This is a genomic window from Saccharothrix longispora (genome assembly GCF_031455225.1).
Classification (GTDB): Bacteria; Actinomycetota; Actinomycetes; order Mycobacteriales; family Pseudonocardiaceae; genus Actinosynnema; species Actinosynnema longispora.
In genome coordinates this window covers 2,748,603-2,760,635 of sequence record NZ_JAVDSG010000001.1, presented here as the reverse complement: position 1 = coordinate 2,760,635, position 12,033 = coordinate 2,748,603, and the positions used below count along the sequence as shown (strand labels likewise).

Sequence of the window (12,033 nt, the reverse complement as noted above, 5' to 3'; positions counted from 1 at the left end):
CCACGGGTGAACACGAAATGCCCTCACATGGCGCATGGAACCAGGGACCACTGGTCAACATCCACGATAACTTCAGTGTTGCTTAAAAACAACAGCTCACCGGGTGGGCAAAGCAGGAAACGGCAGATCAAACCACCAGGACGGGAGAAAAGCGTTGCGCGACCACCACGTCATGAGGAGTACCGGCGGTCCTGCCCGCCGGGGTTCACCCGGGCGGTGCTCGTCGAGCACCGCCCGGGTCGAGGCCTCAGCCCTGGTCGGACCACCAGCGGCGGCCGGTCTCGCCGAGGGTGGAGATCGGGTCGTAGTACGGGTAGCGGCGGGCGAGGGCCTCGGGGTCGTCGAGTTCGATGCCGGTGCGGTAGTTCTTGGTCCAGTAGGAGATGCCCAGTTCGCGGTCGTACTCGTGGAGCTGGTGGACCCAGCGCTTGCCGACGTAGGGCACGTCGCACACGATGCGCGGGGTGGCGTAGCCGGGCAGGTAGCCCATGATGGCGTGCTGGAGCTCCTGGGCTTCCCAGACGGCGACGCGCCAGTGCTCGGCGTTGGGGATCATGTCGCACATGTAGAAGTAGTAGGGCAGCACGTTGGCCTCGCCCTGGAGTGCGAAGCACAGGTCGAGCAGGTCGTCGGGGGTGGCGTTGACGCCCTTCATGAGCACACCCTGGTTGCGGACGTCGCGGACGCCGACCTCCAGTGCGGTGCGGGCGGCTTCGGCGACGAGCGGGGTGACGGACTGCGCGTGGTTGACGTGGGTGTGGATGGCGAGGTTGACGCCGCGGCGGGCGGCGGTGCGGGCGACGCGTTCGAGGCCTTCGACGACCTTGGGCTGGAGCCAGTGCTGGGGGAGGCCGGCGAGGGCCTTGGTGGCGAGGCGGACGTCTCGGACGGTGTCGATGTCGAGCAGCCGCATGAGGAAGTTCTCGAGTTGCGGCCAGGGGACGTTGGCGACGTCGCCGCCGGAGACGACGACGTCGCGCACGCCGGGGGTGTTCTTGAGGTAGTCGACCATGCGGTCCTGGCGGTCGACCGGTTTGAGGGCGAGCTTGTGCTTCTGGACCTGGGGGGTGGAGTTGCCGACGAGGTCCATGCGGGTGCAGTGGCCGCAGTACTGGGGGCAGGTGGAGACGAGTTCGGCGAGGACCTTGGTGGGGTAGCGGTGGGTGAGTCCTTCGACGACCCACATCTCGGCTTCGTGGAGGGAGTCGCGGGTGGAGTGGGGGTGGCTGGGCCACTCGGGGTCGCGGTCGGAGCGCACGGGGAGCATGTAGCGCCGGACGGGGTCGGCGAGGAAGGCCTCGGTGAAGGTGTCGGGGTCGAGGGCCGCGGTGGGGGCCATCGTGTTGAGCATCTGGGGTGGGAGCAGCATCGACATGGTGGCGAGGTGCTGCTGGTCGGCGGCGAGTTCGTCGTAGAAGCGGTCGGTGAGCAGGTCGCCGGTGACGGTGCGGAGCTGTTTGGGGTTCTTGACGCAGTTGGCGCGTTGCCACTGGGCGTCGCGCCACTGGGCGTCGGTGACGTCGCGCCAGCCGGGGAAGCGGCGCCAGTCGGGTTCGACGAGTTCGCGGCGGACGTAGGTGTAGGGCTGGAGGTCAGCCCTGGCCGACGTGGCCGTGACCTCGTGCAGCGCAGTCATCCATGCTCCCTAACCGTAGAGTGGCGTGAAGATATGCTGCCAGATGGCCTGTTGGACGTAAATATTTCGGCTGGGAGCGTTTTGGGCGGTTCGTTCGTTGGGCGGGTATGCGTGTGTTCGCCGTACTGCTGATCGGCCTGGCCGTCGAGGTGACCGCCCTGGTGGCGGCCTTCGGCTCCTGGGGACTGCTGCCGACGCTGGGGCTGCTGCTCCTGGGCGGGGTGGTGGGGTCGCTGCTGCTGCGCCGGGAGGGCGCTCGGGCGATCGGGGCGTTCTCGGAGGCGATGCGCACGCGGCGGGCGCCGCACCAGGAGGTCGCGGACGGGGTGCTGATCGCGGCGGCGGGGTTCTTGATCGTCGTGCCGGGGTTCGTCAGTGACGTGGTGGGCCTGTTCCTGCTGTTCCCGCCGACGCGGCGGTTGATCAGCCGGCGGATGGCGCGGCGGGCGGAGGCGCGGGAGCGGGAGCTGGTGCTCAACCTGCGGTACGGGCGGCCGCCGATGGCCGGTGGCGTGGTGGTGGACGGCGCCGTGGTGGACGGCGGGGTCGTGGACGGCGCCGTGGTGGACGTGCGGCCCGACGAGGTGCGCGGGGACCGGCCCGAGTTGCGCTGATCGGTGGGGCGGGGGCACCTGGTGGAGCGTGTTCGCGCCGATAGCCTGTCCTCCTCATCGGTTTGTCGGAAGGCGCGGCGATCGTGGCGACGCTGTATCGGGCGATGTGGAGCGACGACCGGGCCGACCTCGTCGAGGACGCGCGGCGGACGGTGTTGGACTGGGTCGACGGGAAGAGCGGGGGCCGCCTCGTCGAGTTGCTGGAGGCCGGCCGCACGGCGGACGGGGCGATGCGCCTGAAGGTGGAGCACAGGGCGGACCCGGCGGTCGGGGCGGGCGTCGCGTCGGCGCTGCGGCTGTCGTTCGTGGAGTCCCGGGACGACGGCGTGCAGTGGATCACCCGGGTGCGCGGCTGGGTGTGCCCGGGTGTGGGGGACGGGGGCGCCGAGGGCTGGTTGTGGGTGGACGTGGACGCGGTGACGCACGACTCGCTGGACGGCGTCACGATCGCCGCGCCGCGGTTCGTGCGGACGCTGCTCGCCGAAGGTGACCGGCCGCGGCGCGGCGGCGTGCCGCTGTCGGGTTCGCCGTTGCCGTACACCGGGGAGGCCGGGGCGGACGAGTTGGCGGAGCTGGTGACGGACCTGGACCGCGACCTGCCGGTGGTGGTGGTCAGTCCGCTCCCGGCGGACTTCCACTACGCGGGGCTGCCGCCGAACACGACCGTGCGGGAGAGGTTCGAGCAGGTGGTCGACCGGGCGGCGGCGATGGTGGCCGGGCTCGCGGCGGTGTGCGTGCTGGACGAGGCGGGTGTCGCGGCGTTCGCCTCGGCGGTCGGTGCGGACCACGCGGTGCGGGACGGTGCGTTCCGCGTCTACCTCTCGGGGATGGACCCGGCGGTCGACGAGCCGTGGCGCCACCGCTACACGCTGCCCTCCCGCTTCCTCCAGCGGAGGGAGACGGCGGGCGCGGTGATCACCAGGGCGATCGCGTTGCGGGCGGGCGCGCGTCGGGCTCCGGCGAGCTATGAGGTGGCGGCCCGTTTCCTGGATTCGGTGCGCGTCGACGCGGCGGGTGACGCGGCGGTGTTGCTGGAGATGTCGGAGGAGGAGAACGACGAGCTGCGTGGCCGTCTCGCGACGCAGGACCAGCGGTACCAGGACCTGCTGGAGGACCACGCGCACCTGGAGGGGGAGCACAACCGGCTGCGGATCGAGTTGGCGACCGCGCGGCGGAAACTGGCGCTGGTCGAACAGCGGCTGTGGGCGGAGCACCCGGACGAGGTGGCCGCCGTGGTGGGCGCGCAGTGGCCGGACAGCGCGGATTCGCCCGGTGAGGCGGCCGAGTTGGCGAGGGGCCTGCTGGGTGCGCACCTGTGCGTCCCGGAGGGCGCGCTGGTGGACTTGGACCAGCTCGACCGGGCGGTCGAGTCGCGCGCCTGGGGGCAGACGTCGTGGCGCGCGTTCCTGGCGCTGTACTCCTACGGCGAGGCGCTGGCGGAGGAGGGCGACCCCGGTTCGTTCTGGACGTGGTGCGCGAACTCCGGGCACGCGAACGCGTGGACCGCGACGTCGAAGAAGTTGGCGATGGTCGAGAGCGATTCGGTCAAGAGGTCGGACAAGCTGCGGAACAAGCGCGTCTTCCCGGTCGACGTGGGTGTGGCCGCGGCCGGCGAGGTGTTCATGGAGATGCACATCAAGATCGCCGAGGGCGGGGGTGTGCTCGCGCCGCGGATCTACTTCGTGCCGTCGCGGGAGCAGGGGAAGGTGCACGTGGGCTACTTCGGCCCGCACAAGAACGTGCCGAACACGCTGGCCTGAGGGACGGCGGCCCGGATCGGGTGTCGCGGAAACGGGCGTTGGGTACGTGACACGACATGACGGTCATAGGCGTGCACGCCTCGCACGAACAGGTACACCCGACGGTGCTGCTGGACGCGGTCCGGCGGGCCGAGGAGGTCGGTTTCGACGCGGCGATGAGTTCGGACCACTTCTCGCCGTGGAGCAGCAGGCAGGGGCAGAGCGCGTTCGCGTGGTCGTGGCTGGGTGCCGCGCTCCAGGCGACGGCGCTGCCGTTCGGCGTGGTCAACGCGCCGGGGCAGCGCTACCACCCGGCGGTCATCGCGCAGGCCATCGGCACGCTGGGCGCGATGTACCCGGGGCGGTTCTGGGCGGCGCTGGGCAGCGGTGAGGCCAGCAACGAGCACATCACCGGTGAGGTGTGGCCGGACAAGGCGACGCGCAACGCGCGGCTGCGCGAGTGCGTGGAGGTGATCCGGGCGCTGCTGCGCGGCGAGGAGGTCACGCACCACGGGTTGGTGACGGTGGACCGGGCGCGGGTGTGGACGCTGCCCGAGGAGCCGCCGCTGCTGGTCGGCGCGGCGGTGAGCCCGGAGACGGCGGCGTGGTGCGCGGAGTGGGCGGACGGCCTGATCACGGTGAACGCGCCGGTCGAGCAGTTGGTGAAGGTGCGTGACGCGTACCGGGAGGCGGGTGGCCGGGGCAAGCTGCACCTCCAGGTGCACCTGAGCTGGGCCGAGGACGAGGACGAGGCGCGGGCGGTGGCGCACGAGCAGTGGCGCAGCAACGTGTTCGCGCCGCCGGTGTGCTGGGACCTGGACCTGGCGGAGACCTTCGACGTGGTCTCCGAGCACGTCTCCGCCGAGCAGGTGGCGTCGGTGGTGAACATCTCCACGGACCTGGGGTGGCACGCGAAGACGGTGCGCGAGTACGTGGAGCTGGGCTTCGAGGAGGTCTACCTGCACCACGTGGGGCAGGAGCAGAGGCGGTTCCTCGACGCGTTCGGCGAGCACGTGCTGCCGGCGGTGCGGTCGTGAAGCTGACGCGGACCGCGGACCTGTGGTGGAAGAACGCCGTCGTGTACTGCCTGGACGTGGAGACCTTCCACGACTCCGACGGTGACGGCTACGGCGACTTCCGGGGCCTGACGCAGAAGATCGACCACCTGCACCGGCTGGGTGTGACGTGCTTGTGGCTGATGCCGTTCTTCCCCACGCCGGACCGCGATGACGGTTACGACATCACCGACTTCTACGGCGTGGACCCGAGGCTGGGGACGCTGGGCGACTTCACGGAGTTCGTGCGCACGGCCCGTGACCGGGGGATGCGAGTGATCGCGGACCTGGTGGTCAACCACACCTCGGACCAGCACCCGTGGTTCCAGGAGGCGCGGGACCCGAAGAGCCCGCGGCACGACTGGTACGTGTGGGCGGACGAGAAGCCCGCGGACGGCGACGAGGGCGTGGTGTTCCCCGACCAGGAGACGTCGCTGTGGACCTACGACCGCAAGGCGAAGAAGTACTACCTGCACAAGTTCTACAAGCACCAGCCTGACCTGAACGTGGCCAACCCGGCGGTGCGCGACGAGATCGCGCGCGTCATGGGGTTCTGGATGGAGCTGGGGCTGTCCGGGTTCCGGGTGGACGCGGTGCCGTTCCTGCTGGAGGCGCCGGTCGAGGCGCTGCCCGACCCGCACGAGTACCTGGCGGACCTGCGGGCGTTCCTGTCGCGGCGCAACGGCGAGGCGGTGCTGCTGGGCGAGGTGAACCTGCCCTACACCGAGACCATGCGCTTCTTCGGCGACAACGACGGCGTGGGCGACGAGCTGCACATGTGCTTCGACTTCATCGGCATGCAGCAGATGTACCTGTCGTTGGCGCGGCAGGAGGCGAGCCCGTTGGCGCACGCGCTCAAGGAGCGGCCGGAGCCGCCGCGCGACTGCCACTGGGCGACGTTCGTGCGCAACCACGACGAGCTGACGCTGGACAAGTTGACGGTGCCGGAGCGGCAGGAGGTGTTCGCCGCGTTCGGACCGGACGAGGACATGCAGCTCTACGGCCGCGGTCTGCGCCGGCGGCTGCCGTCGATGCTCGGCGGTGACCTCGCGCGCGTGAAGATGGTCTACAGCCTGCTGTTCTCGCTGCCCGGCACGCCGGTGCTGTTCTACGGCGAGGAGGTCGGCATGGTCGAGGACCTGTCGGTGCCGGGGCGGGAGGCGGTGCGCACCCCCATGTGGTGGGACTCGGCCGTCGAGCAGCGCCGCGACCCCGACTCGCTGCTGGCGTGGGTCAAGTTGCTGGTGGAGCGGTACCGGGAGTGCCCCGAGTTGGCGTGGGGCGACTTCCAGGTGCTGGACACGGCGGAGCCGTCGGTGCTGGCCCACCGCTGCGACATCGAGGGCGGCACGGTGCTGGCGGTGCACAACCTCGCCGACCGGGACGTCGCGATCGACGTGGACAGGCTCGACGGGGACCTCACGGACCTGCTGGTCGACGGCACGGTGCCGGTGAAGGACGGCACCGCGCACGTGGAGTTGGGTCCCTACGCCTGCCGCTGGTTCCGCGTGGTGGCCGGCGGCTGACCCGGCCGGTCGCGGCTGCCGCCTCAGCTGGTGAGGCGGTAGCCGTGGGCGGGCCGGTTGGCGACCCCGTAGCGGGGTTGGACCTCGGCCTTGCCCACGGTGACCAGGTGCTCCAGGTAGCGGCGGGCGCTGACGCGGGAGAGGCCGGCGCGTTCGCCGACCTCCTGCGCGGACAGGTCTCCGGTGGTGGTGCGCAGGGCGTCGAGGACGAGTTTCAGCGTCACCGCGGACAGGCCCTTGGGCAGGCCGGCGCGGGGCCGGTGCTGGAGCAGCTGGTCCACCTCGTCCTGGTCGAGCCACTGGCCCATGCGCGCCACCTCGGTGCGTCGCGCCAGGTACTCGCGCATCCGGTCGAGGAACGCGGTGCGGGTGAACGGCTTGACCAGGTAGTGGTCCACGCCCCGGGACATGGCCTGGCGGACGGTCTCGCGCTCGCGCGCCGCGGTCACCGCGATCACGTCCACCGGGGGGCCGGGGCGGCCGCGCAGCCGGGCGAGGACCTCCAGGCCGGAGATGTCGGGCAGGTGGATGTCGAGCAGGACGAGGTCGGGGCGCAGCGCCTCGACCGCGCGCAGCGCCTCGCCGCCGCCGTGGGCCTCGCCGACCACCTCGAACTGCGGCAGCGCGGCCAGGAAGCCGCGGTGCACGGCGGCGACCGCGAAGTCGTCGTCCACGACCAGGGTGCGCACGCTCACCGGACCACCTCCGGCAGCCACACGTCGAACGACGCGCCACCCAGTTCCGAGTCGGAGATCTCCACGCGGCCGCTCCGCCGGGTGACCACCCTGGACACCAACGCCAGTCCAATCCCTCGTCCGTGCGCGCCCCGCGGCGCCTTCGAGCTGACCCCGAGGGTGAAGATCCGGCCGCGTTGCGACCGCTCCACCCCCGGGCCGTCGTCGTCGACCACGACCCGCACGCCCGTGGTGTCCGAGCGCACCAGCACGCGCACGGTGCCCCCGGCGGACACGGCGTCGACGGCGTTGTCGAGCAGGTTGCCCAGCACGGTCAGCGCGTCGTCGCCGGTGCGGGTGTCGACCGTGGAGGCCGGGTCCAGGCGCAGTGCCACGCCGCGCTCGTGCGCGGTGGAGGACTTCGCCAGCAGCAGCGCGGCCAGCGCCGGGTCGGCCATCGCGCCGCCGATGATGCCGGAGGTCACCGAGCCGGCGCCGCCGACCCGTTCGATGTAGGCGACGGCGTCCTCGCGCCGGTCCAGCTCCACCAGGCCGCTGATCACGTGCAGGTGGTTGGTGAACTCGTGGGCCTGTGCCCGCAGCACCTCGGTGACGGTGCGCTGCCCGTCGAGTTCGCGCAGCGCGTCGTGCAGCTCGGTGCGGTCGCGCAGGGTGAGCACGACGCCGACGGGGCGGCCGTGGGTCTTGGCGGTGGTGCGGTTGGCGACGAGGACGCGTTCTCCGGCGAGCACGAGCCGGTCGGCCACGTCGTCCACGCCGCGGGCGAGGTCGAGCAGGCCGCCGTCCTCCAGCACGTCGGCGGCGGGCCTGCCGGTGGGGTCCTCGGTGAGGCCGAGCAGTCGCACCGCCTCGTCGTTGACCAGGGCGAGGCGTTCGCGGTCGTCGAGGGCGACCACGCCCTCGCGGATGCCGTGCAGCATCGCGTCGCGGGTCTCCAGCAGCTGCGCGATTTCCGCCGGTTCCAGCTTGAACGTCCGCTTGCGGACCAGTTGCGTGACCAGGGCCGCGCCCAGCACGCCGACCAGTGCCGCGGCGGCGAGCCAGCCGATCAGCTCGGGCAGGTCCTCGGCGAGGTCGGCGGCCAGCTGGCTTTCCAGGATGCCCACCGACGCCATGCCGATGATCTCGCCGTCCGGCGAGCGGATGGGCACCTTCGCGCGCAGCGACGTGCCCAGGGTGCCGGTCTCGGTGCCGACGAACACGCGGCCCGACAGCGCGGTGCTGGGGTCGGTGGACACCATCTCGCCGATGCGCGCCGGGTCGGGGTGGGCGTAGCGGACGCCGGTGCGGTCGGTGACCACGACGTAGGTGACGTTGGAGGCGTTGCGGATCAGCTGGGCCAGCGGCTGGATGGTGCCGGCCGGGTCGGGCGCGTCGAAGGCTTCCACGACGGTGGGCAGTCGTGCGACGCTCTCGGCGACCGACAGCATCCGGTCCTTGTACGAGTCGCGGATGCGGTCGCTCTGCAGCTTCGCCGCCATCAGCCCCGCCGCGCAGACCGTGGTCAGCACGATGACCACCTGCAACATGAGCAGGGAGACACCCAGGGGGACCGAACGGCGGCGCATGTGGGGCATTCTGGCCTATCGCCTGTGAGCCCGGCCACGACCTAAACGACCAATACGGCCGTTACGAACTCTGTGTCACTTCGCCCGATCGAGCGGATCTAGGGTCCGGCCACCAGCACGACGGCGCGCTGGGTGGAACACGGAGGACCCGATGGCAGGACAGCACACCCGACTCCTCGCGGCCGTGGCCGCCGCGGGCCTGGTGCTCGCGGGGTGTGGCGGCGGAGGAAGCGGCGTCGCGGCGACCGACGACGTCGACCGGCTGGAGATCATGGCCCCGGCGGACCCGGGCGGCGGCTGGGACCAGACCGCGCGCGCGATGCAGGCGGCCATCAGCGGAGCCGACCTCGCCGGATCGGTGCAGGTCAGCAACGTCGGCGGTGCGGGCGGCACGGTCGGCCTGCAGAAGCTCGCGAACGAGAGGTCCGACAGCTACCTGATGGTGACCGGCCTGGTCATGGTCGGCGCGGTCGAGACCAACGAGGTCGACAAGCGCTTGGAGGACACCACCCCGATCGCCCGCCTCACCGCCGAGGACGAGGTCGTCGTGGTGCCCGCGGACTCGCCGTACCGGACCATCGACGACCTGCTCGCGGCCGTCGCCGAGAAGGGCCAGGGCGTGTCGATCACCGGCGGCTCCGCCGGCGGCACCGACCACATCCTCGCCGCGATGCTGCTCAAGGCCAAGGACATCGACCCGGCCAAGCTCAACTACGTGGCCTACTCCGGCGGCGGCGAGTCGCTGGCCGCGCTGCTGGGCGGCAAGGTCGACGCCGGCATCTCCGGTGTCGGCGAGTACGTCGAGCAGATCAAGGCGGGCAAGCTGCGCGCGCTGGGCACCTCCGGCCCGAAGGAGCACCCCGAGATCAAGGCGCCGACGTTCAAGCAGGTCGGCACCGGTGTGGAGCTGATCAACTGGCGTGGCGTCGTGGCACCCGGCTCGATCTCGGTGGCCGCCAAGGACCGCCTGGTCAAGCTGGTCACCGACATGCACGCGAGCCCTCAGTGGCAGGAGGAGCTGAAGAAGAAGGGCTGGACCGACACGTTCCAGACCGGGCACGACTTCAACACGTTCCTCACCACCGAGATCGGCCGCATCCAGCCGGTGCTCAAGGAGATCGGCCTCGTGAAGTGACCTCGCCCGCCGCACCGTCCCCGGCCTCCGGGCCGGGGACACCCCCGTCGGGCACCGCGACCCGGTCGGCGAAGGTCGAGGAGTACGTCTTCGCGGCCCTGGTCGTCGCGCTCGGCGTGTTCACGCTCGTCGACGCCACGACCATCACCGCGCGCAACCAGGCGAGCGGCGTCGGGCCCCGCGCGTTCCCCTACGCGGTGGGCGCGCTGCTCGTCGTCACCGGCGTCGCCGCGATCGTGGCCACCGCCCGCGGCAGGCTCGGCGAGGCCGAGGACGCCGAGGACGTCGACGACTCGGTGCGCACCGACTGGCTCACCGTCGGCAAGCTCGTCGTCGTGCTGGTCGCGCACCTGCTGCTGATCGACCCGGTCGGCTGGCCGGTCGCCGCCGTCGTGCTGTTCGCGGGCGCGGCGTGGACGCTGGGCGCGGTCTGGTGGAAGGCCCTGCTCGTCGCCGTCGCGCTGGCGCTGGTCGTGCAGGTCGTGTTCGCCGCCGGGCTGGGCCTGTCGCTGCCCGCCGGCGTCTTCGAGGGGGTGCCACTCCTCGATGGGTGACTGGGCCGCACTGCTGGAGGGCTTCGCGACCGCCGCGCAGCCCGAGTACCTGCTCTACGCCCTGCTGGGCGTCACGCTGGGCACCGCCGTGGGCGTGCTGCCCGGCATCGGGCCGGCGATGACAGTGGCGTTGCTGCTGCCGCTGACCTACACGCTCGAACCCACCGCCGCGCTGATCATCTTCGCGGGCATCTACTACGGCGGCATGTACGGCGGGTCGACGACCTCGATCCTGCTCAACACGCCCGGCGAGTCGTCCTCCGTCGTCACCGCGCTGGAGGGCAACCGGATGGCCAAGGCCGGGCGCGGCGCCGCCGCCCTGGCCACCGCCGCGATCGGCTCGTTCGTGGCGGGCACCATCGCCACGGTGCTGCTCACCGCGCTCGCGCCGACCATCGCCGACGTCGCGGTGCAGCTCGGCCCGGCCGACTACGTGGCGCTGATGGTCGTCGCGTTCACCACTGTCGCCGCCCTGCTGGGCTCCTCGCCGGCGCGCGGCCTGGCGTCGCTGGGCCTGGGCCTGTTCCTGGGCCTGGTCGGCACCGACACCCTCACCGGGCAGCAGCGCTTCACCCTGGGCGTGCCGACGCTGTCCGACGGCATCGACGTCGTGGTGGTCGCGGTCGGCGTGTTCGCCGTCGGCGAGGCGCTGTACGTGGCCGCGCGGCTGCGGCACGGGCCGGTCGAGGTGATCCCGGTCGGCGGCAAGTGGATGACCGGCGAGTTCTGGCGGCGCTCCTGGAAGCCGTGGCTGCGCGGCACGTTCATCGGGTTCCCCATCGGCACCGTCCCGGCGGGCGGCGCGGACGTCTCGACGTTCCTGTCGTACGCGGCGGAGAAGAAGCTGTCGAAGCGGCCCGGGGAGTTCGGCAAGGGCGCGATCGAGGGCGTCGCCGGTCCCGAGGCGGCCAACAACGCCGCCGCGGCCGGTGTCCTGGTGCCGCTGCTGACCCTGGGCCTGCCCACCACCGCCACCGCGGCGGTGATCGTGGCCGCGTTCCAGAGCTACGGCATCCAGCCGGGTCCGCTGTTGTTCACGAACAACCCGGGGATGGTGTGGGCGCTGATCGCGTCGCTCTACATCGGCAACGTGATGCTGCTCGTGCTCAACCTGCCCCTGGTCAAGATCTGGGTGAAGGTGCTGCAGATCCCGCGGCCGTACCTGTACGCGGGCATCCTGCTGTTCGCCGCGCTGGGCACCTACGCGGTGAACTTCGTGGTGGACGACCTGGTCGTGCTGCTGATCATCGGCCTGGTCGGGTTCTTCATGCGCCGCCACGGCTACCCCGTGGCGCCGCTGGTCGTCGGCCTGATCCTGGGCCCGATGGCCGAGGAGCAGGTGCGCCGCACCCTCCAGATCAGCGAGGGCGACCTGTCCGCGCTGGTCACCAGCCCGTTCGCGGCGGTCGCCTACTCGATCCTCGCGCTGGTCCTGGTCCTGGCGGCGGTGCTCCGCCTCCGCCGCCGCAAGGCCCCCGTCACCACGGGGGCCTGAACCGGCACCCCACCGG

Annotated in this window: 10 protein-coding genes; 7 read left to right on the top strand and 3 right to left on the bottom strand. The window is 71.6% G+C overall.

Annotation, left to right across the window (positions count from 1 at the left end):
• Window positions 1-247 precede the first annotated feature (247 nt).
• Window positions 248-1,636: a KamA family radical SAM protein gene (locus J2S66_RS11200; RefSeq protein WP_310306859.1), complete on the bottom strand. Its 1,389-nt coding sequence runs from the start codon at window positions 1,634-1,636 to the stop codon at window positions 248-250.
• A gap of 107 nt (window positions 1,637-1,743) precedes the next feature.
• Between J2S66_RS11200 and J2S66_RS11195 the strand changes: the two genes are divergently transcribed.
• From J2S66_RS11195 to J2S66_RS11180, 4 genes are all read left to right on the top strand, one after another.
• Complete coding sequence (locus J2S66_RS11195) at window positions 1,744-2,250, top strand: FxsA family protein (RefSeq protein ID WP_310306858.1); 507 nt, start codon at window positions 1,744-1,746, stop codon at window positions 2,248-2,250.
• 83 nt (window positions 2,251-2,333) lie between these two features.
• Complete coding sequence (locus tag J2S66_RS11190) at window positions 2,334-4,010, top strand: hypothetical protein (protein ID WP_310306857.1); 1,677 nt, start codon at window positions 2,334-2,336, stop codon at window positions 4,008-4,010.
• 56 nt (window positions 4,011-4,066) lie between these two features.
• Window positions 4,067-5,026, top strand: a complete 960-nt coding sequence (locus J2S66_RS11185) for a TIGR03885 family FMN-dependent LLM class oxidoreductase (protein ID WP_310306856.1) — start codon at window positions 4,067-4,069, stop codon at window positions 5,024-5,026.
• The gene (locus tag J2S66_RS11180) at window positions 5,023-6,570 is read left to right on the top strand and encodes an alpha-amylase family protein (RefSeq protein WP_310306855.1); all 1,548 of its coding nucleotides are present in this window, start codon (window positions 5,023-5,025) and stop codon (window positions 6,568-6,570) included. Before J2S66_RS11185 ends, J2S66_RS11180 begins: the two co-directional genes overlap by 4 nt.
• Window positions 6,571-6,593: 23 nt before the next feature.
• Here J2S66_RS11180 and J2S66_RS11175 read toward each other — a convergent pair whose 3' ends face one another.
• Together J2S66_RS11175 and J2S66_RS11170 are read right to left on the bottom strand one after the other, a co-directional pair.
• A complete protein-coding gene (locus J2S66_RS11175; RefSeq protein WP_306750555.1) occupies window positions 6,594-7,265 on the bottom strand; it encodes a response regulator in 672 nt (223 codons plus the stop codon).
• Complete coding sequence (locus tag J2S66_RS11170) at window positions 7,262-8,833, bottom strand: ATP-binding protein (protein ID WP_310306854.1); 1,572 nt, start codon at window positions 8,831-8,833, stop codon at window positions 7,262-7,264. The genes J2S66_RS11175 and J2S66_RS11170 overlap by 4 nt, the downstream gene beginning before the upstream one ends.
• A gap of 151 nt (window positions 8,834-8,984) precedes the next feature.
• Here J2S66_RS11170 and J2S66_RS11165 point away from each other — a divergent pair, with 151 nt between their 5' ends.
• From J2S66_RS11165 to J2S66_RS11155, 3 genes are read left to right on the top strand one after another with little or no spacing between them, the layout of a single operon-like run.
• Window positions 8,985-9,968 carry a Bug family tripartite tricarboxylate transporter substrate binding protein gene (locus tag J2S66_RS11165; RefSeq protein ID WP_310306853.1) on the top strand — a complete coding sequence of 328 codons (984 nt, stop codon included), beginning with the start codon at window positions 8,985-8,987 and terminating at the stop codon, window positions 9,966-9,968.
• Window positions 9,965-10,522, top strand: a complete 558-nt coding sequence (locus J2S66_RS11160; protein WP_310306852.1) for a tripartite tricarboxylate transporter TctB family protein — start codon at window positions 9,965-9,967, stop codon at window positions 10,520-10,522. Before J2S66_RS11165 ends, J2S66_RS11160 begins: the two co-directional genes overlap by 4 nt.
• Window positions 10,515-12,017, top strand: a complete 1,503-nt coding sequence (locus J2S66_RS11155; RefSeq protein WP_310306851.1) for a tripartite tricarboxylate transporter permease — start codon at window positions 10,515-10,517, stop codon at window positions 12,015-12,017. The genes J2S66_RS11160 and J2S66_RS11155 overlap by 8 nt, the downstream gene beginning before the upstream one ends.
• Window positions 12,018-12,033 lie beyond the last annotated feature (16 nt).